General features: G+C 44.4%; 31 protein-coding genes. 25 read left to right on the forward strand and 6 right to left on the reverse strand.

Annotated elements, in window-relative coordinates; genetic code table 11:
* Positions 1-737 precede the first annotated feature (737 nt).
* From AC58QO_RS11535 to AC58QO_RS11570, 8 genes are all read left to right on the forward strand, one after another.
* Positions 738-1325, forward strand: a complete 588-nt coding sequence (locus tag AC58QO_RS11535) for a transposase (protein WP_497265517.1) — start codon at positions 738-740, stop codon at positions 1323-1325.
* A 93-nt stretch (positions 1326-1418) separates the two neighbouring features.
* Entirely contained in the window at positions 1419-1643 is a 225-nt protein-coding gene (gene yidD / locus AC58QO_RS11540; RefSeq protein WP_497265519.1) for a membrane protein insertion efficiency factor YidD, read from the forward strand.
* 405 nt (positions 1644-2048) lie between these two features.
* Positions 2049-4052 carry a methionine--tRNA ligase gene (gene metG / locus AC58QO_RS11545; RefSeq protein ID WP_497265521.1) on the forward strand — a complete coding sequence of 668 codons (2004 nt, stop codon included), beginning with the start codon at positions 2049-2051 and terminating at the stop codon, positions 4050-4052.
* A 116-nt stretch (positions 4053-4168) separates the two neighbouring features.
* Complete coding sequence (locus AC58QO_RS11550) at positions 4169-4603, forward strand: hypothetical protein (RefSeq protein ID WP_497265523.1); 435 nt, start codon at positions 4169-4171, stop codon at positions 4601-4603.
* 153 nt (positions 4604-4756) lie between these two features.
* Positions 4757-5671, forward strand: coding sequence for a metal ABC transporter substrate-binding protein (locus AC58QO_RS11555; RefSeq protein ID WP_497265525.1), 915 nt, complete (start codon positions 4757-4759; stop codon positions 5669-5671).
* 39 nt (positions 5672-5710) lie between these two features.
* Positions 5711-6490, forward strand: coding sequence for a metal ABC transporter ATP-binding protein (locus tag AC58QO_RS11560; RefSeq protein WP_497265527.1), 780 nt, complete (start codon positions 5711-5713; stop codon positions 6488-6490).
* Positions 6491-6502: 12 nt separating this feature from the next.
* Entirely contained in the window at positions 6503-7303 is an 801-nt protein-coding gene (locus AC58QO_RS11565) for a metal ABC transporter permease (protein WP_497265529.1), read from the forward strand.
* A gap of 3 nt (positions 7304-7306) precedes the next feature.
* Positions 7307-8020 (forward strand): cytochrome c biogenesis CcdA family protein, encoded by a 714-nt coding sequence (locus tag AC58QO_RS11570; protein ID WP_497265531.1) that lies wholly within the window; start codon positions 7307-7309, stop codon positions 8018-8020.
* A gap of 4 nt (positions 8021-8024) precedes the next feature.
* On the opposite strand, the gene splB is transcribed toward AC58QO_RS11570, so the two are convergent.
* On the reverse strand, positions 8025-9086 hold the full coding sequence (gene splB, locus AC58QO_RS11575) for a spore photoproduct lyase (RefSeq protein WP_497265532.1): 1062 nt from the start codon (positions 9084-9086) through the stop codon (positions 8025-8027).
* A gap of 159 nt (positions 9087-9245) precedes the next feature.
* On the opposite strand from splB, the gene mntR reads away from it, so the two are divergent.
* Complete coding sequence (mntR, locus tag AC58QO_RS11580; protein WP_056614749.1) at positions 9246-9671, forward strand: transcriptional regulator MntR; 426 nt, start codon at positions 9246-9248, stop codon at positions 9669-9671.
* Positions 9672-9781: 110 nt separating this feature from the next.
* Positions 9782-10759, forward strand: coding sequence for a patatin-like phospholipase family protein (locus tag AC58QO_RS11585; protein WP_497265534.1), 978 nt, complete (start codon positions 9782-9784; stop codon positions 10757-10759).
* On the opposite strand, the gene AC58QO_RS11590 is transcribed toward AC58QO_RS11585, so the two are convergent.
* Positions 10756-11013 carry a hypothetical protein gene (locus AC58QO_RS11590; RefSeq protein ID WP_497265536.1) on the reverse strand — a complete coding sequence of 86 codons (258 nt, stop codon included), beginning with the start codon at positions 11011-11013 and terminating at the stop codon, positions 10756-10758. The two genes, AC58QO_RS11585 and AC58QO_RS11590, sit on opposite strands and share 4 nt — an antisense overlap.
* Positions 11010-11900 (reverse strand): DUF1385 domain-containing protein, encoded by an 891-nt coding sequence (locus AC58QO_RS11595; protein WP_497267456.1) that lies wholly within the window; start codon positions 11898-11900, stop codon positions 11010-11012. Before AC58QO_RS11595 ends, AC58QO_RS11590 begins: the two co-directional genes overlap by 4 nt.
* Before the next feature lie 198 nt (positions 11901-12098).
* Between AC58QO_RS11595 and AC58QO_RS11600 the strand changes: the two genes are divergently transcribed.
* From AC58QO_RS11600 to AC58QO_RS11620, 5 genes are all read left to right on the forward strand, one after another.
* On the forward strand, positions 12099-12590 hold the full coding sequence (locus tag AC58QO_RS11600; protein ID WP_497265538.1) for a YqhR family membrane protein: 492 nt from the start codon (positions 12099-12101) through the stop codon (positions 12588-12590).
* A gap of 80 nt (positions 12591-12670) precedes the next feature.
* The gene (gene aroQ / locus AC58QO_RS11605) at positions 12671-13102 is read left to right on the forward strand and encodes a type II 3-dehydroquinate dehydratase (RefSeq protein ID WP_497265540.1); all 432 of its coding nucleotides are present in this window, start codon (positions 12671-12673) and stop codon (positions 13100-13102) included.
* A gap of 18 nt (positions 13103-13120) precedes the next feature.
* Positions 13121-14194 (forward strand): M24 family metallopeptidase, encoded by a 1074-nt coding sequence (locus tag AC58QO_RS11610; RefSeq protein ID WP_497265541.1) that lies wholly within the window; start codon positions 13121-13123, stop codon positions 14192-14194.
* Between the two features lie 15 nt (positions 14195-14209).
* Positions 14210-14773 carry an elongation factor P gene (gene efp, locus AC58QO_RS11615; protein ID WP_171630165.1) on the forward strand — a complete coding sequence of 188 codons (564 nt, stop codon included), beginning with the start codon at positions 14210-14212 and terminating at the stop codon, positions 14771-14773.
* 133 nt (positions 14774-14906) lie between these two features.
* The gene (locus AC58QO_RS11620) at positions 14907-16163 is read left to right on the forward strand and encodes an aspartate kinase (protein ID WP_497265543.1); all 1257 of its coding nucleotides are present in this window, start codon (positions 14907-14909) and stop codon (positions 16161-16163) included.
* A gap of 10 nt (positions 16164-16173) precedes the next feature.
* Here the strand turns inward: AC58QO_RS11620 and AC58QO_RS11625 are convergent, their stop codons facing one another.
* From AC58QO_RS11625 to comA, 3 genes are all read right to left on the reverse strand, one after another.
* A complete protein-coding gene (locus AC58QO_RS11625; protein WP_497265545.1) occupies positions 16174-16638 on the reverse strand; it encodes a DUF441 domain-containing protein in 465 nt (154 codons plus the stop codon).
* Between the two features lie 74 nt (positions 16639-16712).
* The gene (locus tag AC58QO_RS11630; protein ID WP_497265547.1) at positions 16713-17432 is read right to left on the reverse strand and encodes a 2-phosphosulfolactate phosphatase; all 720 of its coding nucleotides are present in this window, start codon (positions 17430-17432) and stop codon (positions 16713-16715) included.
* A 3-nt stretch (positions 17433-17435) separates the two neighbouring features.
* Positions 17436-18239, reverse strand: a complete 804-nt coding sequence (comA, locus tag AC58QO_RS11635; protein ID WP_497265549.1) for a phosphosulfolactate synthase — start codon at positions 18237-18239, stop codon at positions 17436-17438.
* A gap of 134 nt (positions 18240-18373) precedes the next feature.
* Between comA and AC58QO_RS11640 the strand changes: the two genes are divergently transcribed.
* The 10 genes from AC58QO_RS11640 to accB all read left to right on the forward strand — a co-directional run bounded on the left by AC58QO_RS11640 (position 18374) and on the right by accB (position 24939).
* On the forward strand, positions 18374-18637 hold the full coding sequence (locus AC58QO_RS11640; protein WP_497265551.1) for a YqhV family protein: 264 nt from the start codon (positions 18374-18376) through the stop codon (positions 18635-18637).
* Positions 18638-18712: 75 nt separating this feature from the next.
* Positions 18713-19702, forward strand: coding sequence for a stage III sporulation protein AA (gene spoIIIAA / locus AC58QO_RS11645; RefSeq protein ID WP_497265553.1), 990 nt, complete (start codon positions 18713-18715; stop codon positions 19700-19702).
* The gene (gene spoIIIAB / locus AC58QO_RS11650) at positions 19702-20220 is read left to right on the forward strand and encodes a stage III sporulation protein SpoIIIAB (protein WP_497265555.1); all 519 of its coding nucleotides are present in this window, start codon (positions 19702-19704) and stop codon (positions 20218-20220) included. The genes spoIIIAA and spoIIIAB overlap by 1 nt, the downstream gene beginning before the upstream one ends.
* 57 nt (positions 20221-20277) lie before the next feature.
* On the forward strand, positions 20278-20481 hold the full coding sequence (spoIIIAC, locus tag AC58QO_RS11655) for a stage III sporulation protein AC (protein ID WP_056614718.1): 204 nt from the start codon (positions 20278-20280) through the stop codon (positions 20479-20481).
* Between the two features lie 9 nt (positions 20482-20490).
* Positions 20491-20880, forward strand: a complete 390-nt coding sequence (gene spoIIIAD, locus AC58QO_RS11660) for a stage III sporulation protein AD (protein WP_477590847.1) — start codon at positions 20491-20493, stop codon at positions 20878-20880.
* Positions 20881-20905: 25 nt separating this feature from the next.
* On the forward strand, positions 20906-22105 hold the full coding sequence (spoIIIAE, locus tag AC58QO_RS11665; protein ID WP_497265557.1) for a stage III sporulation protein AE: 1200 nt from the start codon (positions 20906-20908) through the stop codon (positions 22103-22105).
* Between the two features lie 13 nt (positions 22106-22118).
* The gene (gene spoIIIAF, locus AC58QO_RS11670; protein WP_497265559.1) at positions 22119-22862 is read left to right on the forward strand and encodes a stage III sporulation protein AF; all 744 of its coding nucleotides are present in this window, start codon (positions 22119-22121) and stop codon (positions 22860-22862) included.
* Between the two features lie 4 nt (positions 22863-22866).
* The gene (spoIIIAG, locus tag AC58QO_RS11675; protein ID WP_497265561.1) at positions 22867-23508 is read left to right on the forward strand and encodes a stage III sporulation protein AG; all 642 of its coding nucleotides are present in this window, start codon (positions 22867-22869) and stop codon (positions 23506-23508) included.
* 40 nt (positions 23509-23548) lie between these two features.
* The gene (locus AC58QO_RS11680; RefSeq protein ID WP_497265562.1) at positions 23549-24286 is read left to right on the forward strand and encodes a SpoIIIAH-like family protein; all 738 of its coding nucleotides are present in this window, start codon (positions 23549-23551) and stop codon (positions 24284-24286) included.
* 155 nt (positions 24287-24441) lie between these two features.
* Positions 24442-24939 carry an acetyl-CoA carboxylase biotin carboxyl carrier protein gene (gene accB / locus AC58QO_RS11685; RefSeq protein ID WP_497265564.1) on the forward strand — a complete coding sequence of 166 codons (498 nt, stop codon included), beginning with the start codon at positions 24442-24444 and terminating at the stop codon, positions 24937-24939.
* Positions 24940-24949: the final 10 nt, after the last annotated feature.

Raw genomic sequence — 24949 nt, forward strand, 5'->3', positions numbered from 1 at the left:
ACCCGAACCCGAACCCGAACCCGAACCCGAACCCGAACCCGAACCCGAACCCGAACCCGAACCCGAACCCGAACCCGAACCCGAACCCGAACCCGAACCCGAACCCGAACCTACTTTGTACACATCCCTAACTACATCGGAATTCTGAACTATCTTCAATCCAGTTCAAAGTAGTTCTTTAGTAAGCTGCAATTCACATCAACAGAGGTTCTGTGTTATCTACAACAAGTAATTCCAAAGCCATATCAAAAATCTGATGTTCGTGCAATCTCCAGCAATCTCCATCCATCATAATTCTGCGTGTGTATATCGTCATTTTCGAAATTCTGTGCTAATTACAAGCCGTAATTGCCTGAAACGTTCAGTTTGGCAATAATCATGCCTCTAGCAATTGCTAATTTGATTAAAGTTATATATATATCCATCTGTGAATAAAAATTAGCAGCACAAGGGGATTCAATAAACAATTAATCAATGCAAAACTCAATTAAGTACTACTAAGTAAATACTTCATGCCAAATTTCTCTCGAATAGCGTTTTTAATGTTTCATAATAATTCTTAAGAACCGTGTTAACTTCATTACTTGTATGTATCACAGATTTTGTATTATACCGAATATATCGCTGCACTAAGTGAGGAGAAATGGAAAAAAATATGTAAAAAAGCTGTACATGCGAACGTTTGTTTGTTATGATATAATAAATAGAACGTAAGTTCCGGTGTGAGGTGAGGGGAAATGAATTTTGATTTAATTGCTAGTGGAGCGTCAGTTTGTCAAACGGAAGAGGAATGTGAGGATTTTCTGATGAACCTGCGTTGGTCAAATGGATTTCATTGTCCTCGATGCGATCACAATGAAGCTTTTCAAGTTCGTACTCGCAGATTATTGGAGTGCAAAGAGTGTAGAATGCAAGTTTCTCTCACGGCAGGCACAATCATGCACAAATCTAAACTTTCTTTACTAACTTGGTTTAGTGCAATCCACACTTTATTTGAGTGCGGTACAGAAGTAACGGCTTACGGTTTATCTGAGCTTTTACAAATCAATTACAGAAGTGCGAAGTTATTGCTTCAAAAAATTTGTTTGGCATTCCAAGTTGAGGAAAGTCGATTGCTCGCATTTCGTAAATTGAAAGCCTCACGTGCTAAATCCGATAAATTGCTAATAAGTGCGCCAAAACCAATCCATAACTTGCAGGAGGAATTTGATCTCCTTTCATATATAGAATCTATAAAAATTCTTAAACAAAATATGAAAGCACGAATGAAAACCTTTGTGTCCATTCATTTATATACAAGGTTTTTGAAGTGTTTTCAGTTGTGAAGGTTTTGGCATCGTTATATTTGACGCAATTCCTATTTTCAGGCAAGATAATGAGTGAAGAACACTACTTTACTAAGAACTAGGAGATTGCTGATGAAAAGGGTTGTTCAAGCACCCATTCATTTTTATCGGAAGTTTATTTCGCCGCTGAAGCCCCCTACATGCCGATTTTATCCAACATGTTCGCAATATGCACTAGAAGCGATAGAGGTTCATGGACCTTTGAAAGGTTCTTGGTTATCCGCGAAACGAATCTGCAAATGCCATCCATTTCATCCAGGTGGTGTGGATCATGTACCTGCAAAGAAGATAAATTAATTTAGTGAATTCTGTCAGCTTGACATGAAGCTGTTTTTTTCGATATATTGTGCTTAAGATGCTAAATATTGTTTTTTCGATGAACGGATAAGTACAATCGGATGCCTATGAACAGAGAGCCGGGTCAGGTGAAAGCCGGTATAGGTGAATGTTTGGAATATGGTCCCGGAGAATAGGCCTTCGAGCTACTCGGCACTAGGGTGTAATGCAATGCTTACACACAAAATGCAGAGAGTAAGCTGGCCTCGTGTCCCAGCGTTAATGGGCAAGTCGTTATAGACTTACTGAGCCCCGAGCTTGTGAAAGGCGGGGGAACCTGGGTGGTACCGCGTGAGTTCAACTCTCGTCCCAAGATGGATGAGGGTTTTTTGTGTTTTCTACTATTCACTATTGGAGGAACGAATAATGTCCGAACAATCAAAAACATTTTATATTACCACGCCGATTTATTATCCAAGTGACAAGCTGCATATTGGCCACGCCTATTCAACGGTAGCTGGGGACGCTATGGCGCGCTACAAAAGGTTACAAGGCTATGATGTTCGATATTTAACAGGTACTGATGAACATGGACAGAAAATTGAGCGCAAAGCGCAAGAAAAAGGAACAACACCACAAGAGTTTGTAGATAATATCGTGTCTGGAATTAAAGAGTTATGGGCGAAGCTGGATATTTCTTATGATGATTTTATTCGTACGACGGAAGATCGTCACAAGGATGCTGTTGCTAAGATTTTTCAGCGTTTACTTGATCAGGGAGATATTTATTTAGGTGAATATGAAGGTTGGTATTGTATTCCGGATGAATCCTTTTTCCTTGAGAGTAAGCTAGTCGATGGGAAGTGTCCTGATTGCGGACGTCCTGTGGAGAAAATGAAGGAACAAACGTATTTCTTCCGGATGAGTAAGTATGCGGATCGTTTGGTTCAATACTACGAAGAAAATCCTGATTTCATCCAGCCAGAATCGCGTAAGAATGAGATGTTGAATAACTTCATTAAACCTGGCTTAGAGGATTTGGCTGTTTCGAGAACTACTTTTGACTGGGGGATCAAAGTGCCAGGTGATCCGAAGCATGTCATTTATGTTTGGATTGATGCGCTTTCGAATTATATTACGGCGCTTGGGTATGGATCTGACGACGAGTCAATTTTCAAGACGTATTGGCCGGCAGATGTGCATTTAATGAGTAAGGAAATTGTACGATTCCATACGATTTATTGGCCGATTATGTTAATGGCGCTTGATTTGCCTTTGCCGAAAAAGGTGTTTGCACACGGATGGCTGCTCATGAAGGATGGCAAAATGTCCAAGTCGAAGGGCAATGTTGTGGATCCTGTTACACTTATTGACCGTTATGGATTGGATGCACTACGTTATTACCTCATGCGCGAAGTACCATTCGGAGCTGACGGTACGTTTACGCCAGAGAGTTTCGTTGAGCGTGTGAATCATGATCTTGCCAATGACTTAGGGAATTTGCTTAATCGTACGATTGTGATGATCGATAAGTATTTTGCAGGTAGCATACCAGCATATATCCCTGGAGCTACCGAATTTGACGAAAGTCTACTGGAGACGGTTCGTACGACAGTAGCGAAGTACGAAGAGTCGATGGAGAAAATGGAGTTCTCCATTGCTCTCTCCGCGGTGTGGCAGTTGATTAGCCGCACGAATAAATATATCGACGAAACGCAGCCTTGGTCGATGGTTAAGGATGAAGCCAAACGCGAGACGCTTGGCTCCGTCATGTATGTGCTGGCAGAATCCCAGCGCATCTCTTCCGTACTTCTTCGTCCTTTCTTAACGAAGACACCGGAACTGATCTGGGCGCAGCTTGGCCTAGCTGCTGAAGACTTACCCCGTTTGACCGCTTGGGAAAGCGTGCAGTCATTCGGGCATCTCCCTTCGGGCACTAAGGTGCAGAAGGGCGAGCCGATGTTCCCAAGACTCGACGTGGCGGCAGAAGTCGCCTATATCGTCGAGGCTATGGGTGGCGGTGCTTCCGTGAGCACCGATGAACCTAAAGCAGCAGCAGCTCCTGCGTCCGCTGCTGTTGAAGCTGTGCCTGCGCCGGAGCCCAAAGACGAAATCGGTATCGACGATTTCGCCAAGGTGGAGCTGCGCGTCGCGCAAGTGATTTCGGCGGAGCCTGTGAAAGGCGCCGACAAGCTTCTCAAGCTGCAGCTTGATCTTGGCTACGAGCAGCGCCAAGTTGTTTCGGGCATTGCGAAGTTCTACACGCCCGAGGATCTTGTTGGACGCAAAGTTATTTGCGTCACGAACTTGAAGCCCGCTAAGCTGCGCGGCGAGCTGTCTCAAGGTATGATTCTCGCCGCTTCACACGGCGATCAGCTCACGCTAGCGACCGTTCCGGATTCTATGCCGAACGGTGCAATCGTGAAATAATAGCCTCCAACACGAAGGGCCCCGCCTCTGAATTTTCAGAGTGGGGTCTTTGCTGTGTTGGGGTATTTTTGATAACAACGGGCAAGCTAAAGGAAACTAACCACGGAGTGAATGAGATGCTTATTAGGCGAATTGGAAAAGGGATAACCATTGCAATTGTGATCATCACTTTGACAGCTTGTTCGTTGTTCGGTGGAGGCGAGAAGAAGAAGGAAGAGGCCAAGAAAGAAGCTGAAGCTAAAAGCAAAGAAAGTGTGATTGATCAAGAATTGAAAAAACAGTATCAGATGTACAACGAGGTGATTGAATATCAAAAGGAGCAGGACGCGAAACTCATTAAGGAGTCAGAGGAGCGTTATAAAAAGCTGAAAGAAGAAGCTGACAAACCCACGAAGGGCAGCAGCGAGGAAAAGCAGAAAGCCAAGGAAGCGAAAGGCGAGGAAGGAGCCTCTGGAGATTCATCGGGGTCAGGTGATTCTGGCAGTTCTGGTGACTCCGAGGACTCGGAAGATTCGAGTGATTCCGAAGAAGAAAAAACGGATGGATCTTAGTAAAATTGAGGGAAATTAGAAATGGCCATGCTGTGAACAACACAGCTTGGCTTTTTTGACTTTCCGCCCAAATATATTGACTTTCCATAAGGCCAACTCGTATAATCAAATCGTTAATAAAAAAAATTACGATTTAGAGTAGGTGCTCAGAAAATGACAAGACATGCTAAGCGATTTATCTACATAGGTTTATTGATGATTGTTGCGATTTGTATCGCAGGCTGTGGAAACTCGAAAGCAGGATTAGTTGAAGGGAAAGTGAATGTGGTCACTAGCTTTTATCCCTTGTATGATTTCACGAAGCAAATTGGCGGCGATTATGTAAATGTGATCAATCTTGTTCCCGCTGGCGTCGAGCCGCATGATTGGTCTCCAAAAAGCAGGGATATCAAAAATATGTCTGGCTCACAAATTTTCGTTTATCAAGGTGCTGGATTTGAAGGTTGGGTCAAAGATTTTCTTGGAAGTCTATCAAGTAATTCAACGCTACGTGTCGTCGAAGCTAGTAAAGGGGCTAATTTGATCACAACTGATGATAATAAAGAAGAATTTGATCCTCATGCCTGGTTAAGCCCGTTAAATGCACAGAAAATGGCTAATAATATTAAGACAGCCTTGATTGACGCGGATCCTACACATAAAGATGTGTACGAGCAAAACTATCAGAAATATGCTGCCAAATTATCGGATTTAGACGCGAGGTATAAAAAAGAACTTGCTCAAACTGCCAAAAAAGAAATAGCAGTATCTCATCATGCTTTTGCATATCTATGTAGAGACTACGGCTTGACTCAAATGTCCATTATGGGATTATCGCCGGACGCTGAACCAACAGCTCAAGATTTGAAGCAAATCAACGCTTTTATTAGAGATCATCAACTGAAGTACATTTTCTTCGAGGAGCTTGTCTCGGATAAGTTGGCAAAGACGTTAGCTAAAGATGCGAAAGTTGACACGTTAGTTCTCAATCCGCTTGAGGGGCTCTCGGAAGAGCAGTTAGATGCTGGCGAGGATTATATTTCGATTATGGACAAAAATTTGAAAAACCTGGTCATCGCGTTACAATAAAGGGAGAAAGACCATTCTTGGTTAGTCAGGGGTAAACAGATGGAGAATAGTGATAAAATGTTATGCCATCAGAAGATTATTTCAATCGATCAAATTTCATTTTCATACGAAAATAAGACGGTCATCAACAATTTACAGTTTAATGTGTTTGAGCGCGATTTTGTTGGCGTCATTGGTTCCAATGGTGCCGGAAAAACGACGCTCCTTAAAATGCTCGTTGGTCTCTTAAAACCAACGAGCGGGGAAATTCGATTATTTGATCGGCCATTGAGTCAATTCAAGGATTGGGAACGGATCGGTTATGTTCCACAAAAAAATGCCTTTAATCCCTTATTCCCAGCAACGGTAAGAGAAGTTGTGCTTTCGGGCATGTATAACAAGAAGAACGTCTATCGCCGATTATCGAAGGCTGAGCTGCAAAAGGCAGAAGACGCGATGCTTGCGATGCGCATCGAGGATCTAGCTGATCGACGTATTGGCCAGCTTTCAGGCGGACAGCAGCAACGAGCTTTCTTAGCTCGTGCAATTGTTAACAACCCTGAGCTGCTCATTCTAGATGAGCCTACAGTAGGAATAGATGCTGAAACGCAGATCGGTTTCTTCCGAATGATCAAACATATGCATCAGCATCATCATATGACCTTCATTATGGTTTCCCATGATATGGACATGATTCAATCGTATCTAGGAACAGAGCCGCAGCAAGTTAGCGGCGGCATCAAGTTTTATGTGAAGCATACCCATGATCCCGAGGATTGCCGTGAGACGAATCTAACACATTCACTCGGCCAGATTCGAGAGATGATCGGAGTTCAGTAAGGAGCGGGCATTTTGGACATATTTACAGAGTACTTTTTTCAGCGTGCTTTAATAGGTGGTTTGTTGATCGGGCTTACAGCGCCTTTGATGGGCGTTTTTCTTGTTCTCAGACGGTTATCCATGATCGGAGACACGCTAGCCCATGTTTCGATCGCTGGGGTAGCACTTGGTTTCTTGATCAATGTATACCCTTTAGGTGTGGGACTTGTGTTTGCCCTGCTAGCCTCTTTTGCAATAGAACGGCTCCGCAAGGCCTATAAAACCTACGCAGAGCTTTCGATAGCCATCATCATGTCAGGCGGCGTAGCGCTTGCAACGCTTCTTTTTACATTGGGCAAGGGATTTAATATGAACGTGATGAGTTATTTGTTCGGAAGTATATATACATTGGACTCCACGGATTTATGGGTGGTTTTAATTGTTTGTGTGCTTGTTATCGGTGTGATTGTGTTTCACTTCAAAGAATTTTTCTTGATGTTTTTCGACGAGGATGCTGCGAGTGTAAGTGGACTTCCACTGAAATTTTATAATATGATGATTACAATGCTGACTGCGCTAGTTATTTCTGTGGCTATAAAAATTGTTGGCGCGTTACTTGTATCTTCGTTATTAACGATTCCAGTCGCATGCAGCTTGTTAATCGCACGTAGTTTTAAACATTCCGTATTTTTAGCGATTTTATTCTCGGAAATTGCCGTCATAGTTGGTCTAGTTGTAGCCGGTATTTGGGATTTGGCACCAGGAGGGACGGTCGTACTGAGCCTCATCGCTATTTTGATCGGGATTATTCTGAAAAGAGGATTGAGGATATAAATCATGGATTCTGTTAATTTATGGATCGCCCTTTGGGCGGGGATTGCTTCCTTCATTTCACCTTGTTGCCTGCCTTTATATCCTTCCTTTTTATCCTACATAACAGGTATTTCTGTCAGTGAACTCAAGTCAGGAAGAACAACGGCTCAAGTACGACGCCAAACGATGCTGCACACGTTAAGTTTCATTGTTGGTTTTTCTATCATCTTTTACGCTTTAGGACTAACAGCAGGCTTTGTAGGAAGCTTCTTCATTGATTACCGTGATTTGCTGAGACAAATCGCCGCACTATTAATATTTGTAATGGGACTTTTTTTACTCGGTATTTTTCAGCCGCAGTGGTTAATGAAAGAACGCAAGCTGTCCATTAAGTTTCGTCCTGCTGGCTATGTTGGTTCAGTGTTCGTTGGTATGGGCTTTGCTGCGGGTTGGTCACCATGTGTCGGGCCGATTCTTTCAGCCATTCTGGCGTTAGCGGCTACAGAACCGGGAACATGGTTTCAGCTAACAACTTCCTATTCACTTGGGTTTGCCATTCCGTTCTTTGTTCTTTCTTTTTTTATCGGTTCAACCAAATGGATTCTACGCTATTCCAACCTGCTTATGAAAATTGGCGGGGGCTTAATGATTGTGATCGCCGTTCTCCTTTATACAGGTAAAATGACGCAAATCACCCTTTGGCTGAACTCCATTACACCAGACTTCTTGAAATTCTAAGGGTTTAGGTAAAATATTCAATCTTCGCTTGAGGGAATTTATCGAAAATGTGTTCTGTAATAAACTCCCTCAACGCGGTAGCTTGTTCATCTTTGTAAACATATTTGCCTTTCCCATATTTGCCCCATTTGTATTTTCTCTTTTCTTCGTCCATTTCCAACTTCGTTTTGGGATAACGTTTCTCAATAATATTCTTAGCTGTTTTCGTGAATCGGTGTTGAATCATCTCGAAAGTGAGATCATCCGTCGCTTCTGCAGGAAGCGTATTGTATAGCTTTTCGATCAGCGTGGCATAGCCTTCCTCCCAGCCTTCGTGCCAGATAATAGGCGCAATGATGAAACCAAGCGGATATCCAGCCTTGGCTACTTTGCTTGCCGCTTCAATTCTTTCGTGAAAGCGAGAGGTGCCGGGCTCGAAATTTTTGATCACATAGTCGGCATTCACGCTAAAGCGAAATCGGGTATGCTTGTTATGCTTAGCATCTAATAAAGGTTCCACGTGATGATATTTCGTGACAAAACGCAGCCTGCCGTGCTCTTGTTCACCCATGAACTCGATCAGCTGTTTGAGCGAGCCTGAGATATGCTCAAGCCCGACTGGGTCTGATGTGCACGCGGCTTCAAAACGTGTGATTTCAGGCTCACGTTCCTCGATATAGCCCTTAGCCGCGGTAAGAATATCGTCCATATTTACATAGACGCGGATGTAAGGCTTCGCACCCATCGTAGTTTGCAAATAGCAATAATGGCAATGCCCCATACACCCCGTTGCAATCGGAATTGCATACTCGGCGGAGGGCTTGGACGTTTCGAATTTTAACGTTTTCCGAATGCCGACGACCAAGGTTCTCTTGGCAATCCGATATTTATCTAATTCGGTTTCACCAGGTAGATCGCGTATTTGATTATGGGAAGTTGTCATATGAATTTCGAGGCCTTCTTGTTTAGCCCAATCATAAATTTGCTTACCTTTGGGATAATTCATGGCATCTGGTTCAAAATAAACAAGCTCTGGCACGAAAACCGTCGTACTAGGCAGCGGTCTTGTTAATAATTCAGTAGACATGAGAGCCTCCTTCACTAATCTGGATGACAATCTATTATTTTAGTGTGCCAAAGAGATGGGCTATAGAAACATGGGAGATTTGACCGCATCTGGGTAGATGGATTATGATAGGAAAGCAGTATTTGGAAAGAAATATGCACAGCAGGGGGAAATATAGCAATGGCTACGCCAAGTATGGAAGATTATTTGGAGAGAATATACAAGCTTATCGATGAGAAAGGTTACGCTCGTGTTTCCGACATTGCTGAAGGGCTTGAAGTGCACCCCTCCTCCGTGACTAAAATGATTCAAAAATTAGATAAAGATAATTATTTAATCTATGAAAAATATCGCGGTCTCATCCTTACCCCAAAAGGTAAGAAGATGGGCAAGCGTTTGATGGATCGACATGAGCTTTTGGAAAATTTTCTAACGACAATAGGTGTCCATGAGGACAATATATATAAGGATGTCGAAGGCATTGAGCACCATTTGAGCTGGGATTCCATTACTTGCATTGAAACCTTATTGGAATATTTCAGAAGAGATCCAAGTCGAGCAGATGAACTTATGAATGTTCGTAAAGAATTAGAGGCAGAGAACTAGGCAGAGACCGTTTACGGTGCTCTGTCTTTTTTTGTGTGAATACAGACGAACTGCTCTCGCATACATACGTAAGAAGCCCTATGAAATGGTGCTAAGGGAGGGTGCGTTGTATGAAGATAAACGGGGTATTCGAAGGTGGGGGCGTCAAAGGGATTGCACTGGCAGGTGGCGTGAGCGCGGCCAACGAGCAAGGGTATACCTTTCATGAAGTCGCAGGTACAAGCTCTGGCGCGATTGTGGCGGCTCTTTTGGCAGCAGGCTACACAGGGGAAGAAATGAGGGAGTTGATCCTCAGAGCGCCTTTTAAGTCGTTTATGCAGCGTTCACCTATCTTCAATACGAAAATCATAGGACCCGCGGCGCGCTTGTTGATCAAAAAAGGCCTCTATTCCGGCGAAGCATTGGAACATTGGGTGAATCAACAACTAGCAGCTAAAGGCATACGCACCTTTGCAGATCTGAAGCCCAATCAGCTCCGTATTATTGCTTCTGATATCACTCATGGCAAGCTATTGGTGCTGCCCAATGATATTGCGCAATATGGCATTGAGCCCGGTAAATTGTCAGTTGCCAAAGCTGTGCGAATGAGCACAAGTATTCCTTATTTCTTCGATCCCGTCCGAATTCGCCGCAATATAAAAAGCTCTGCGAAGGCTAAGCCTTTCACAGAGCAATTTACTTATATCGTGGATGGAGGTCTGTTAAGCAACTTCCCGCTGTGGGTGTTCGACAATGCCATGCCGCGCACTAAACTCACGCCTGTCATCGGCTTCCAGCTTGTTGGGAAGAGCGATACGCCAACGCATACGATCCGAGGGCCGATCACGATGCTAGAAGCGCTCTTCAGCACCATGCTTAGTGCCCATGATGAACGCTACATTGAGCAAAAGAACCGCTTCCGTACCGTTAAAATTCCTACCCTAGGTGTTGGTAATACACAATTCACCATATCCAAGGAGCTTAGCATGTCATTGTATGAGTCCGGCTTTCTGGCGGCCAAAGCGTACTTCAAAAACTGGTCAGCCAGTACCTATGAAGAAAATTACGAGAAATTTGTGATGCGGCCACCACATAAATCCTTGACTTAGTGATACTTCGGAAAATCATCCTTATCTGAATCTTTTGTGCCGTTGATGACGCGAAATTTGGCGTTCTTCGTTTTTCCTTTTACATTACCTCGATTAATCGAAGGTTTTTTCCAACGGGAAGGTGGGAATTTATACAGTAGAAAAATCGCCCCAAGCACAAGAATAGGAATGAATAATACACGCAGACTAACGATCAAGCCTATGGCAATCAGTATTCCTATGGCAATCTCAATCGGGGAAAACTTTCTTCTCATGCCCGTCCCTCCATAATTCGTTTTTCCGCTTCTAGCATGCGGTTAAATGATGCAATGGACACCTCAACTTGACTGTCTTCTGGTTCTTTGGTTGTAAGCAGTTGGAGCCAAAGTCCTGGATATCCTAAATAGCGAAGAACAGGTACTTCACGAAGCGAATTCGTAAAGCGCAATACTTCATACGAAACTCCGATAACCAATGGCAACAAAATTAAACGCTGTACAATACGCTCGACTAATCCGTCATAGTGAAGGAATGAGTAGATGACAACACCGATTAGCACGGTGAATACGATAAAACTGCTGCCGCAACGGTAATGAAGTGTGTTGAACTTCTGGACGTTGCTTACTGTTAATTCCACACCAGCTTCATAGGCGCTAATAACTTTATGCTCTGCACCATGATATTGAAACAATCTCCGAATCATAGGTGTAAGCGAGATGAAGTAGATATACCCTACCAGCAAAATAATTTTGATTACACCTTCTATAAGATTATGAAGAATTTGATTGCTAAATACATTTTGAAACAAAAACTGTTCAATAATAGCGGGCACTAAGGTGAAAATGAATTTTCCGAACAAAAATGAAAGGACACCAACGACGGCAACGCCTAAAACCATCGAAATGTTAGAGAAGATGCCTGCTTTCTCTTCCTTTTTCGCCGTATCATCATCGCCTTCTTGCTCAGCGAACGACTCGGCCGAGAAATTCAAATGCTGAGCACCTTTGGCACTCGACTCGATAATTCCTACAATTCCCCTAACGAAAGGGATTTTCTTAAGTGCTTGAACCCACGGAATCACTTTCTTCGGTACTTCCAAAAAATCAAGGGAACCGTCCTTTTTGCGCACAGCAGTTACGTGCACATTTCTTCCTGCGAACATGACGCCCTCGATGACGGCTTGTCCTCCGTATATACTGTTTTGTTCTGCCACAAGATTCACCTTCTCATCTTTCTCGAATTCAGTTCTCACTTTCTTATTGTAACGGATTCAGGTGTTGAATGCTACCGATAGCGACGGAACATACTATGATTGCCAATGAAAAGACAAGCCTTTACGGTAGAGAAAGGAAGATCTCTAATGACGAATGCGCATGCCGCTATGAAAAAGCAGACAAATCGCTGGGTTTTTGTGCTATATATCGGTTTTTTTGCCGGGCTTATATGGGGTGCTCTCAAAATTGTCGAAAATTATTTCAAATTTACAACCATCGGAATTGGTTTCCTCGCAGAACCATTCTTCAAACATGATTTTTTTAACACGTGGATGGGATTGTTCATTGGGTGGGCGGTGTTTGCTCTATTCTCGATATTGGCTGCCTTCATCTATATGGTCACGTTGTGGAAGCTGCGTAGTCCATTCTGGGGAATTGGCTACGGCGCCGTGTGGTGGGCGATAATTTACCTAATGGTGGGGCCGATTACAGGGATGGTGTATTGGATCACGGAATTAGATCTAAATACGATCATAAGTGAGGTTTGTTTATTCCTCGTATGGGGGATGTTTATCGGTTATTCAATTGCCATTGAATATACAAGCGCTAGAACGACAGAGGCTATACCCAAGACATGAAAGTTATGGTAAAATATCAAAGGTTAATTAGCAGGCAATAGGCTAGTGGCCAATGACGATTGTTGCGGGAGGATTTCCAATTGAAAAGGGTTCTAGTTTTGAATGGTCCGAATCTGAATATGCTTGGCGTTCGTGAACCTGGCGTATATGGTACTGTCACACTTTCCACCATCATCGAGGGTTTGCATGAGCTAGGGACTGAGCTTTCAATCCAATTGGATAGCTTCCAATCTAACCATGAGGGCGAGATTATTGATAAAATCCATGAAGCGTATGGTACGAAGGATGGCATTCTCATTAATCCTGGTGCCTTCACCCATTACAGCTATGCGATTCGCGATGCGCTATCAACGGTGCAATTGCCAACGGTAGAGGTTCATATTTCGAATATTCATAAACGTGAGGAATTTCGTCATCATTCGGTCATCGCACCCGTTGTAATTGGTCAAATTTGTGGATTTGGCGCAGAGAGCTATGCGCTTGGTTTACGAGCTTTACTACCCCATCTGTAAGAAGGAATGGTGATTTGGATGCAGGAGAAACGTATTGAACGTCTTCGCGAGGCTATGCAACAGCAGGATTTACCGGCACTACTCATCACGAACGCATATAACCGTACATATGTATCTGGTTTCACTGGTTCTTCTGGCTATGTACTTATTACGTTAGACCGTGCCATTTTATTAACTGATTTCCGTTATATGACGCAAGCGCCGCAGCAAGCCAAATTGTTTGAAGTGGTTGAACATAAAGCAAAGGCGATCGAGACTGTAACCGAACTCTTGCAGCAGCAAGGGATCAAGAAGCTTGGTTTCGAACAAAGCGACGTTTCATATGGTGATTTCTTAAATTATCAACAAGGTCTTCCAGGCATTGATTTTGTGCCAACGTCACGTCTTGTTGAATTGATTCGCATGGTGAAGGATGATGCTGAACTGCAAGTGATGCAGGAAGCGGCTGATTTGGCCGATGCAACCTTCTCGCACATCCTTAACTTCATTAAACCAGGTGTCAAAGAGAAAGACATCGCGCTTGAGATTGAAGTGTTCATTCGCAAAAACGGAGGGACCTCGACTTCCTTCGAGACGATTGTGGCTTCTGGTGAGCGTTCAGCGTTGCCTCACGGTAAAGCAAGTGATCGCATTCTTCAATTAAACGAATTTGTCAAATTGGATTTTGGAGCGTATTATAAAGGTTATTGCTCTGATATCACAAGAACGGTTATGCTAGGAAAGCCGACAGACAAGCATAAGGAAATTTATGATATTGTCTTGGAAGCACAATTGCATTGTTTGGCGAACCTCAAACCGGGGATTACAGGCAGAGAAGGCGATGCTTTCGCACGCGATGTAATCGTAAAGCACGGTTATGGTGATTATTTCGGTCACGGTACCGGACATGGGTTGGGGATGGAGATTCACGAATCTCCTCGTGTGTCAAAAACCGAAGATATGATTTTAACTCCTGGTATGGTTGTTACCGTTGAGCCTGGTATTTATCTTCCTGATTTTGGGGGAGTTCGAATTGAGGATGACGTAGTAATTACTGAGACCGGCATTAAAATACTTACACATTCTACCAAAGATTTTCTTATCATTGACTAGCGGAGGGATTTACAAGTGATATCAGTAAACGATTTTAAAACAGGTCTGACGATTGAAGTTGAGCATGATATTTTTACAGTTCTAGATTTCCAACACGTAAAACCAGGTAAAGGTGCTGCATTCGTGCGCTCCAAGCTAAAAAACCTACGCAACGGCAACACCGTTGAGCGTACTTTCCGCGCTGGTGAGAACGTTGGACGTGCTCACATCGAAAACCGTGAAATGCAGTACTTGTACGCAGCTGGCGACGAGTACACGTTCATGGATACGGAGACTTACGATCAGATTTCCCTTGCCCATGAGCAATTGAAATGGGAATTGAACTTCCTGAAAGAAAACATGAACATCAAGATTATGAGCTATCAAGGTGAAATTCTAGGGATTAACCTTCCGAAGAGCGTCGACTTGAAAGTTGTCGAAACGGATGCAAGCGTTAAAGGAAACACCGCACAAGGTGCATTGAAAAATGCGAAAGTGGAAACAGGTCTTAATGTGATGGTTCCGCTGTTCATCAACGAAGGCGATGTTCTTTCCGTTGATACAGATGACGGTAAGTACCTTTCCCGCGCTAGCAACTAATTCAGCAATGAATAAAGCCTTTCTGACTCCTGAGAGTTGGAAAGGCTTTTTTTCATTTCTTAGCACAGTCAGCCATTTATATGCTATAATATTGAATTGTTATGCACTAGTATGCGTTAGGAGTGGGTCAGCTTTGTCTCTTATAGTGATGAAATTTGGCGGTAGCTCTGTCGGTGATGCGGAGCGAATGAAACGAGTTGCAAAAAGAATCGTTGAGCGCAAACAAGCTGGTCACAGCTGTGTTGTTGTCGTTTCTGCGATGGGTGATACAACGGATGATTTGATCGACTTGTCCAAGCAGATTTACGATGGAGCCCCTCCGGCTCGTGAAATGGATATGTTGTTGACAACGGGTGAGCAAGTTTCCGTAGCACTTTTATCGATGGCCATACATAATCTTGGTGAACAAGCGGTTTCGTACACCGGGTGGCAAAGTGGCATTTATACCGAGCCTGTTCATGGTAAAGCAAGAATTACGGATATTCAACCGCAGCGTGTGCTGAATGCGATTGAACAAGGGAATGTCGTGATCGTAGCCGGTTTCCAAGGAATGACCGAGGCAGGCGAGATTACCACATTGGGCCGCGGCGGCTCTGATACAACAGCAGTTGCACTTGCGGCAGCGATCAAAGCAGATCTATGTGAAATTTATACCGATGTTGATGGTATTTACACCACGGATCCGCGTATCGTGAAAGTAGCAAGGAAGCTTGCTGAAATTTCCTATGATGAGATGCTTGAGCTTGCTAACCTTGGGGCTGCAGTACTTCATCCAAGAGCAGTTGAATATGCGAAAAATTACAACGTGACCCTCGTGGTCCGTTCAAGTTTTAATTACAACGAAGGCACCAACGTGAAGGAGGAAGCAGTGATGGAGCAAGGAATCGTCGTTCGTGGCATCGCTTATGACAAAAATGTAGCAAGAATTAGTATTCTGGGTGTTCCTGAAAAGCCAGGTCAGCTTGCGAAGGTTTTCCTAGCGCTTGCTGAGGTGCAAATTGACGTTGACATTATCGTGCAAAGCGGCGTAATCAACGGATCTGCTGATTTCTCTTTCACAACGACCTTAGCGGATCGCGAGAAAGCACTTGATGTCATTGAACAAATTCGCGCTGAAGTTGGTTTCCGCGAAGTGACTTCCGAAGTTGATCTAGTGAAGGTTTCGATTGTTGGTGCAGGTATGGTTAGCTCACCAGGTGTTGCAGCTACGATGTTCAAAGTCATTTCAGATCTGGGCATTACGATCTCATTGGTAAGTACATCCGAGATCAAAATGTCATGTGTCATTGACAACACGAACTTAACAGAGGTTATCCGCGCTCTTCACACAGCCTACGGCTTGGACACTGCGGTGCAAGCCTTCGTTGGTGGACCAGAAGATCGTAGATAAGATTCACAGCTTAATGGAGTTTGTCCGCAATAAAATAAGCAAGCTTCAATAAAAATGCCGTGATTCCGGCAGCCATTAATGGACCTACCGGAATGCCGCGCATAAATAAGATGCCAAATATAGAACCAAGGACTAGACCCACAATTAATTGTGGGTCTACTTTTAGTAACGCCAACCCTTTTCCATTCATATAAGTAGCAATCGCTCCGCCTACAAGGGCAATGATCCCAGGCCAAGTTGTAAAGACGGAGATGATATCTTTCATGGAGATGCGGTCACTTGCAAAAGGAATTAATATACCAATTGTAAGGAACAGCAAACCAAGCTCCAGCCCTCTGCGCTCCATGGTTGGGAAATAACGATCCAGACCAATTAACTTCACGGCAAGTAAAAGACAAGCCGCAGTTGTAATGATAGGCGTACGGCCAATAAGTCCAATGATAATAAGAATAACTAAAAGTAGATCACCATTCATTTACAAAACCCCTCGTCCTCATCGTCGTCATTTTAGTTTATGAAAGGGGCTTGTATTTAGAACGAAGGGTGGGGCTAACGTTGGAACGGAACCATCTGATCATGTTCCAGTACGGGAACGCAATCCGTTATATTCGCTTTGCTGCAAAGTTCGACATCCGCGAGGAAGCCGGACTTTTTCATTTTTTTACCGTTGCTGCAGGCAAGTATCGTCTCAAATAAGCGATCCTTAGCTTCGAGATAGCAACCGCGCATCGCCAAGCCGAAATCATTCGTTACCATTAGACCCACGCCTAATAAAGACGCGATTTCGTCGACGAGGAAGCCAGCACAGAGGCCGTCCTCTAAGGAAAATACATCCTGCGTTCCTGCACAGACGATCACCGTGTCTCGTTTCAGGTCGATAGCTGCCGCGGCTGTAGCACTGGCGTTTATAATTGCTCCAGCGAGCACCCTGTCGGCTTTTATCGCCTTTTGAATCCCTCTAGTGCCATTTGTGGTCGTCAAAATGACGCGTCTGCCTTGGACGGCTTCGCGCGTGTACTCAAGCGGAGAATTGCCAAAATCAAAGCCTGGGATTTTTTTGCAATAGCGTTCACCGCCAAGTAAATCACCAGTACGAGCCAATTCCTTTGCTTTTATTACTGTATCAACAGGGACTACGCCCTTGCTGCCATTCATCAATGCGGTGATGATTGTGCTAGTTGCACGTAACACATCAACGACAATGACGGTTTTATGGAGAAACTCGTCACTTCTTGCTTCGCCGATGTTGGCGATCACCTCGATATGCATGTGCTAATCCTTTCTGGTACCTAAGGACAACGTGTCAGAACGGAGCCCTCTCCTCAAAGCTTCTAAAGCAATTACCTCATCAGGCGATATATTGCCCAAATGTATATCAGGACCAAGTGAGTTAATCAAATGTACCTGCTGCGTTTTAAGCGGAGCCTCCCATAGAAGCTGATCTCCTGAGATAGAAGCAAGCACGCCGTGCAATTCCTCATCTTTACAGTTTCCTTGCCCATCGAAAATTCCAACACCCATGCCGGATTCTCGCGCTTCAATCGTGACCAGGGAGGCACCTAGTTCCGAATCGATTAAGACAGTTTCAATTAATTCTGCTAACTCAATTGTAGAGCCCCAGCCTTTTTTTCCATACTCCGTAACAACTTCCAGCCCTTCGTCCAACCCTCTAGCAATCAGCTCATTACGCTGTCTCCGATCCATTTGAATGGTTCCGTCAGATATTTCAACGCCATTAAAGCCGAGTGCAAGTATCATGTCAAAAAAAGAATCTACAGCACGCTGTCGTACAGCAACTTCGAGAAAGGTACCTCCTGGGTAAATGAGAATGTTATTCTCTTTGGCTAGGTTTATTTTGCTTCGCAGCACGGCTAGCGGATACAACGGCGATGTGCCGAAACCAAGCTTGATCATATCCACATGGCTGCTTGAGGTGTGGAGTAAATCCTGGAAGGCAAGCATGCCGAGTCCTTTATCCATCACCATCGTTTTCCCCAACGTTCTTGGTTTGGACTGCCTCTGCCCTGTCGGGTCAGCTAGAACGGGGTTCCATTTCAATTGAGAGGTCACTTCCATCGGTCTTTCTCCTCACTGTCCTTCGAAGGATCAATTATGTGTACAGCATATGCATGAGCACAAATGGAGGTGCCCAGCATGCCTAAAATGAGACGAGCTCGCATAAGGTAGGGGGAAAGGAGGTGTTAATTCTCATGAACAAAATCGTACTAACAATGGCTTCCTTACGGATGATTTCAGGGAGTATCGAAATTATTGCAGCTATTTTGATGCTTCGGCTGGCAACAATTGAGAAAGCGCTGTTGGTGAATTCAGCTCTAGCACTAGTAGGTCCTCTAGTACTATTAACGACGACAACGATAGGTTTAGTAGGCATAGCTGAAAAACTATCATATGGGAAAATGCTGTGGATCATTGTTGGAGTCAGCTGTCTGTTTATTGGGATTATTAAAAAGTAATAATCGGTCATATTTCTTTCTAGTAAGCATAGAAATGAATATAGAAGACTGGACAACTTGGAGGGCTGTCTCACGATGCTTGCGAGTATTACACACCTGTTGCCCCAGAACATCAGATTCATGTTAAATGAGCTTCCACCAAACGTACAAGCTAGCGTGGAAGAGATTAGGGTGAGAGAGTCGCGTCCCCTTGAGATTAGCTGGGCAGACCGTTATGCCTTCATTAGTGAGCGAGGGCAGATGATCACCCAGGAAGCCTTGGCGTATAAACCGACGAGGCAAGATTGCTTAACCCTGCTCGAGATCCTTACGAATCATTCGTTGTATACCTTTGAGGAAGAACTGCGAAGAGGGTATATCACGGTGTCAGGCGGTCATCGCGTAGGACTAGCTGGGCGTACCATCCTCGATCAAGGTCAAGTAAAGCAAATTCGCGATGTGAGTTCGTTCAATATTCGGATCGCGCGCGAAATTCAAGGTGCAGGTCAAGAGATTTTACCGTACCTTGTAGATCAGAGTATGGGAAACATTCATCACACACTCATCATCTCCCCGCCGCAGCAAGGGAAGACCACATTAATTCGCGATCTCGCTAGACTAATTAGCCGAGGCGAATGGGGGACTAGAAACAGCACGCTTTCGGGCAAGAAGGTTGGCATCGTTGATGAACGCTCTGAGCTGGCGGCTTGTGTCAAAGGGGTGCCGAGATTTGATTTAGGGCCGCGCACAGATGTGCTAGACGGGTGTCCGAAGGCAGAAGGCATGATGATGATGATCCGTTCTCTCTCTCCTGAGGTGCTCATTGTCGATGAGATCGGTCGATCTGAGGATGCGGATGCAATTCATGAAGCAGTTCACACAGGTATTCGTGTCCTAGCTACGGCGCATGGAGCTAACTATGAGGATGTACTTAGACGGCCCGTACTCAGGCAGTTAATGGAGGAAGGGGTGTTTATGAGATATGTTATCCTCTCCCGAAGAAAAGGTGCTCCAGCTTCCTTTCGGATGCTAGATCATCAAGGCAAGCCCATAGAGATGTATGACGAACGCAAAGGACGATGGTGATGCTGAAATTTGTTGGTGGAGTTCTGATCTTCGGTGCAGCTTCCATGTATGGTTTTCTACAAGCTGCTCACTATGTGAGACGACCAAAGCAAATTCGTGGACTGATCAATGCACTAGGCCGAATGGAAACAGAAATTGCCTATGCACTTACGCCGCTGCCAGAGGCATTTGCTTCATTAAGCAAGCAGGTCGCCGATCCGCTTTCTTCCTTATTTCGCTTGATGTCAGAACGATTGCTGGTAAGCAATGGCGAGTCTACCAAAGATCTTTGGCAAATGACGGTCAAGGAAGTGTGGGCAAGAACCTCCATGAAGCAAGCTGAGCAAGAGGTGATTCTGCAGTTGGGACCTGTTCTGGGTCTTTCGGATCGAAGTGACCAAATCAAGCATTTACGGCTTGCGATTAGCCAACTTCAATCGGAAGAGACGGATGCCAGAGATGAGCAGCAGCGCTACGAGAAAATGTGGAAAAGCCTAGGTGTCCTAATCGGTGCGTTAGTCGTGATTTTAATGTATTAGTGGGGATCATGTATCCGTGCATGACAAGTTCCTTGAAGGCGGAGTGAGGTGCCAGGAATGAATGTAGATGTGAATGCCATTTTCCAAATCGCCGGCATCGGAATCATAATCGCGATGATCCATTCGGTGCTGAAGCAGATGGGAAAAGAGGATATGGCACACTGGGTCACGGTCATAGGCTTCGTGGTCGTGCTTTTTATGGTCGTTAGTATGCTGGATAACTTGTTTAAAGAAATTAAAACCATTTTCCTATTCCAATGAGGTGGTCTGATGGAAATCATCCAAATCGTAGGATTAGGACTCATCGTCACAATATTGACGCTCATTATCAAGGAACAGAAGCCGATGTTCGCCTTTTTGTTAGCCGCTTTTACGGGCATTGTGATTTTCTTGTTTTTAATAGGCAAAATATCATCAGTCATCCAAGTACTTGAGGATTTGGCTGTGAAGTCGAACGTGAACATCGTTTTCCTCAAAACGATTCTTAAGATCATTGGCGTTGCTTATATCGCCGAGTTTGGCGCACAGATTGTCCGTGATGCCGGACAAGATTCCATTGCCTCCAAAATTGAGCTATCGGGTAAGGTGCTCATTATGGTCATGGCGATTCCGATCATTACAGTCATCATCGAGACCGTGGTTAAACTACTCCCTGCTTAGAAGATTCACCTAAGGAGTGACACGCATGCACCCACTTTATTCGCACCAGAAGCTGAACAACCGGTGGATCTTACTGTTCATACTAACCATGGGCTTATGGTTCGGCCTGTCAGGCTCGTTAACGGCTGAATCGCCGACGGATGTCATGATCAAAGAGCAGGCGGACCGACTGAATACGGAACCCGTCGAGCAATATTGGGATAAGCTGATGAAGGACTACGGGGGTTATTTCCCGGAAAGCAAGACGCCAACCTTCATGGAACTGCTTCTTGGCACTAAGGGCATTAGTATGAAGAGTATTTTCAAAGGACTTCTGAAGTATGTGTTTCATGAAATTATCATCAATGGCAAATTATTGGCTTCGATCGTCGTGTTGACCGTCTTTAGCATGATTCTGGAGACGCTGCAAAGTTCCTTCGAACGAAACACGGTAAGCAAGCTAGGCTATACGATCACCTATATGGTGCTGATCATCATTGCGATCAATAGCTTCAGCGTTGCGATCGGGTATGCCAAGACAGCCATTTCCTCCATGATTCAATTCATGATAGCGATCATGCCGTTGCTGCTCACATTATTAGCCTCCATGGGAAATGTTACTTCCGTTGCCATTCTGCATCCGCTGATTGTCTTCATGATCCACTCCGTGGGTACAGCCATTTATGTATTTGTTTTCCCGCTCTTGTTTTTCTCAGCTGTGCTGCACATTGTCAGCTCGCTGAGCGATAAGTTTAAAGTCACACAGTTAGCAAATCTGCTGCGCACCGTAAGTTTAAGCATGCTTGGCGTGTTCGTAACGGTGTTCCTCGGGGTCATCTCCATCCAAGGCACGGCGGGCGCTGTACGAGATGGTGTTGCGATTCGAACAGCAAAGTACATTACAGGGAATTTCGTGCCTGTGGTAGGACGCCTATTCTCGGATGCAACAGAAACCGTAATAGGGGCATCCTTACTGGTCAAAAATGCGATAGGACTCGTTGGTGTCGTCATCCTCGTTCTCCTGTGTGCGTTCCCTGCGATCAAAATTTTAACGCTGGCATTCATCTACAACTTATCAGCAGCGCTGATGCAGCCGTTAGGAGACAGCCCGATCATTGCTTGTCTACAGACGATTGGCAAAAGCTTGATTTATGTTTTTGCAGCGCTAGCGGCAGTAAGCTTAATGTTTTTTCTTGCCCTGACCATCATGATCACAATTAGCAATGTCTCCGTCATGATGAGGTGAAAGGAGCCTAGCGATGGATTGGTTAGCAGGATGGCTGAAAACCGTCATTATGGTCATTATGCTCGCGACGTTTGTTGATCTTCTGCTCCCAAGCAATACGATGCAGCGGTATGTGAAGACGGTTTTAAGTCTTTTTATTCTACTTACGTTACTTACTCCTGTGCTTCAGCTGTTCCAGAAAGATTGGGATATGGACCAGCTGCTCAGCCAAGCAGAGAAAGCGCAGAACGAGAAAACCATGCTGGCAGGTGGTTTTGGAAATCAAGCCCAAATGAAATCTTTGGAAGCCATTACGAAGGATGCTAACCAGATACAAAATGCCGAACAGAAGAAAACACAACAATTGGTTCAAACGCAATTAGCAGGATTGATCAAAGAAGACTTGCAGAAACAAACGGAGCGGCCCATCCAAGATGTTCAAGTGCAAGTACAGGTAGACAATAACGGGAAGCCCAGCATTTCAAATGTGAAGGTAACCCTTGATGATATAGAAGCGAAGAAACATCAGCCTACGACAAGCAAAAGCATTGCTGCGATGGAACCTGTCAAACCCGTAGATCCTATCAAAATAGGGTCTGCCACAGTAGCGCAAGATCGAATAACAAGTACACAAAGCGATACGCAGTCAACCAAAGAAGCGATGCCTAGTGAGCAAGAAAAGGACCGGCTCAAGCAAGGGATTTCACGAAATTGGTTAGTGGATCCTGCCAAAATCGAGATCGGAGCAGCTCAAAGCAAAGGATGGATGGCGAGGTGAATGGATGGGAACATTGCTGCAATGGATGGAGCACAAATTCGGCGGCGGACCAGGTGGGCCTAAACGTAAAAATACGTTGCTGTGGGTCATCGTGGTCGGGCTCTTAGGAGCTGCGCTAATGATTATCAACGCCTTTATAAATGTCAAAGATCTGGATCCCATCAACACAGGCAGAGCGTCTCCGCCACCTGTTAGTAAAGAAACCTTTGCAGGAAGTTCATCCAAGGAAAACGCAAGCTTCCATGATTACGAACAAGCCTACGGTGACCAGCTGAAAAGCATCCTGCAAAAAATTGTCGGTGTCGGCGAGGTGGAAGTGCTCGTTACGATTGAATCTACGGAGGAAATGACCGTTGACAAAAATTATAACGACAATCAAACCATGACGACAGAACGCGACAATGGCGGAGCAACACGCAACATATCCCAGGTAACGCGGAGCGGCGAAGTTGTTGTATATCAAGTGTCAGGTGACCAGAAGCCGCTTGTGCTCAAATACATTAAACCCAAAATTAGAGGCGTCATCGTTGTTGCGAAAGGCGCTGAAAATCTCACAGTGAAGAAAATGATCATGGAAGCCGTAGAGCGAGGAATGGACGTTCAAGCAAGTAAAATATCGATTTTGCCGCGCAAAACAGGGGAATAAAATTAGGAAATTATCTAACTATTCTAAGGAGGAATAAACAATGAATGCAAAAAGACAAACAATTTGGCTCGTTTCAATGCTTAGCTTGATGGTGGTGCTGTCCGCGTATTATCTGTTCACTGAGGATGTCAATAAGTTGGATCTTGCTTCTTCAGATGCCATCAGTCAATCGCAAGAAGTGAAAATTGATATGAGCCAAATTGATCCAGTAACAGGTGCGAAAACAGATGTGAAAGCAACAACTGGAACTGGCGCACAAACCGACACCAAATCGACAATGCCGCAAACTTCTACAAAAACAGATGCTAAAACGACAACGACACAAGATGCCACCAAAACTACGACAAAAGATGCCTCCAAAACAACAACTACCAAAACTGATGATCAAGTCTTGAAACAAGTAGAAGAGCAAGCCAAAACGACATCAGCTAACGATTATTTTACGAATGAACAAGTGAAACAAAATAATTACTTCAGCAAAGTTTCAACCGATCTGATGATGATTATTTTGGATTCCAAGAAAACGCCTGAAGCTGTAGCCAAAGCAACTAACGATTTGTCTGCTCTGACAGATCTGCAAGAAAAAATTGAAAATCTGCAAGATCTGCTCATTCAAGATTTCCCGCAAGCGGTCATTAATCAAGATGGAAGCAAGTGGAAAGTGACGGTTCAAGCTGATAAATTGGAAAAAAGCCAAGGCGTATCCATCGTGGATATGGTAGTGAAAGAGCTGGGTGCAACACCTGAAAATATCAAGATCCAGTACGTTCGTCCATAGGATTCGAGCAAAGTTTTGAGTTCTCAAAATGGTGGTGGAAAGGGTCCGGATAAACTGGACTCTTTCCATTTCGTGCGTTTATGGGTATAATACATACGTTGCGGCTATGAAAACGCATTTTTAAGGGTTCACCAACGTCTAAAGGAGTGACTTGAATGTTTAAATTGAGTGAAATCAAAGAGTTAATTAAACTCGTCGATCAATCCTCTTTACAAGAGCTTGAAATTGAAAATGAAGGTGCACGCCTTTCTATTCGTAAGCCGAATAAAGCGGAGCCTGTCTATGTATCCGCCCCAGTTCAACACACATATGCACCGATTGCTCAACCTAACTATGCGAACTCAGCACCTGCTGCAGCTGCTCTCGAAGCACCAGTACATGCTAACGGACAAGCCAAGCAAGAGGATTCATCTTTACATAAGATCGTATCTCCGATGGTAGGAACGTTCTATCAATCCGCTTCCCCTGGTTCTGCGCCATTCGTAAGTGTCGGCTCTAAAGTAACGGATAAGAGTGTTGTTTGTATTGTTGAAGCCATGAAATTAATGAACGAAATAGAAGCTGAAATTAAAGGCGAGATCGTTGAAGTTCTCGTTGAGAACGGACAGCTAGTTGAGTACGGACAACCTTTATTTTTGGTTAGACCAGAGTAGTTGCGTTGTA

This window comes from Paenibacillus sp. J31R30, from assembly GCF_059692115.1.

Excerpts from the sequence above, each read along its gene's own strand:
- AC58QO_RS11535 (WP_497265517.1), top strand. The coding sequence starts at position 738 with ATGAATTTTGATTTAATTGCTAGTGGAGCGTCAGTTTGTCAAACGGAA.
- yidD (WP_497265519.1), top strand. The coding sequence starts at position 1,419 with ATGAAAAGGGTTGTTCAAGCACCCATTCATTTTTATCGGAAGTTTATT.
- metG (WP_497265521.1), top strand. The coding sequence starts at position 2,049 with ATGTCCGAACAATCAAAAACATTTTATATTACCACGCCGATTTATTAT.
- AC58QO_RS11550 (WP_497265523.1), top strand. The coding sequence starts at position 4,169 with ATGCTTATTAGGCGAATTGGAAAAGGGATAACCATTGCAATTGTGATC.
- AC58QO_RS11555 (WP_497265525.1), top strand. The coding sequence starts at position 4,757 with ATGACAAGACATGCTAAGCGATTTATCTACATAGGTTTATTGATGATT.
- AC58QO_RS11560 (WP_497265527.1), top strand. The coding sequence starts at position 5,711 with ATGGAGAATAGTGATAAAATGTTATGCCATCAGAAGATTATTTCAATC.
- AC58QO_RS11570 (WP_497265531.1), top strand. The coding sequence starts at position 7,307 with ATGGATTCTGTTAATTTATGGATCGCCCTTTGGGCGGGGATTGCTTCC.
- splB (WP_497265532.1), bottom strand. The coding sequence starts at position 9,086 with ATGTCTACTGAATTATTAACAAGACCGCTGCCTAGTACGACGGTTTTC.
- mntR (WP_056614749.1), top strand. The coding sequence starts at position 9,246 with ATGGCTACGCCAAGTATGGAAGATTATTTGGAGAGAATATACAAGCTT.
- AC58QO_RS11585 (WP_497265534.1), top strand. The coding sequence starts at position 9,782 with ATGAAGATAAACGGGGTATTCGAAGGTGGGGGCGTCAAAGGGATTGCA.
- AC58QO_RS11590 (WP_497265536.1), bottom strand. The coding sequence starts at position 11,013 with ATGAGAAGAAAGTTTTCCCCGATTGAGATTGCCATAGGAATACTGATT.
- AC58QO_RS11595 (WP_497267456.1), bottom strand. The coding sequence starts at position 11,900 with ATGTTCGCAGGAAGAAATGTGCACGTAACTGCTGTGCGCAAAAAGGAC.
- AC58QO_RS11600 (WP_497265538.1), top strand. The coding sequence starts at position 12,099 with ATGACGAATGCGCATGCCGCTATGAAAAAGCAGACAAATCGCTGGGTT.
- AC58QO_RS11610 (WP_497265541.1), top strand. The coding sequence starts at position 13,121 with ATGCAGGAGAAACGTATTGAACGTCTTCGCGAGGCTATGCAACAGCAG.
- AC58QO_RS11625 (WP_497265545.1), bottom strand. The coding sequence starts at position 16,638 with ATGAATGGTGATCTACTTTTAGTTATTCTTATTATCATTGGACTTATT.
- AC58QO_RS11630 (WP_497265547.1), bottom strand. The coding sequence starts at position 17,432 with ATGCATATCGAGGTGATCGCCAACATCGGCGAAGCAAGAAGTGACGAG.
- comA (WP_497265549.1), bottom strand. The coding sequence starts at position 18,239 with ATGGAAGTGACCTCTCAATTGAAATGGAACCCCGTTCTAGCTGACCCG.
- AC58QO_RS11640 (WP_497265551.1), top strand. The coding sequence starts at position 18,374 with ATGAACAAAATCGTACTAACAATGGCTTCCTTACGGATGATTTCAGGG.
- spoIIIAA (WP_497265553.1), top strand. The coding sequence starts at position 18,713 with ATGCTTGCGAGTATTACACACCTGTTGCCCCAGAACATCAGATTCATG.
- spoIIIAB (WP_497265555.1), top strand. The coding sequence starts at position 19,702 with ATGCTGAAATTTGTTGGTGGAGTTCTGATCTTCGGTGCAGCTTCCATG.
- spoIIIAC (WP_056614718.1), top strand. The coding sequence starts at position 20,278 with ATGAATGTAGATGTGAATGCCATTTTCCAAATCGCCGGCATCGGAATC.
- spoIIIAD (WP_477590847.1), top strand. The coding sequence starts at position 20,491 with ATGGAAATCATCCAAATCGTAGGATTAGGACTCATCGTCACAATATTG.
- spoIIIAE (WP_497265557.1), top strand. The coding sequence starts at position 20,906 with ATGCACCCACTTTATTCGCACCAGAAGCTGAACAACCGGTGGATCTTA.
- spoIIIAF (WP_497265559.1), top strand. The coding sequence starts at position 22,119 with ATGGATTGGTTAGCAGGATGGCTGAAAACCGTCATTATGGTCATTATG.
- spoIIIAG (WP_497265561.1), top strand. The coding sequence starts at position 22,867 with ATGGGAACATTGCTGCAATGGATGGAGCACAAATTCGGCGGCGGACCA.
- AC58QO_RS11680 (WP_497265562.1), top strand. The coding sequence starts at position 23,549 with ATGAATGCAAAAAGACAAACAATTTGGCTCGTTTCAATGCTTAGCTTG.
- accB (WP_497265564.1), top strand. The coding sequence starts at position 24,442 with ATGTTTAAATTGAGTGAAATCAAAGAGTTAATTAAACTCGTCGATCAA.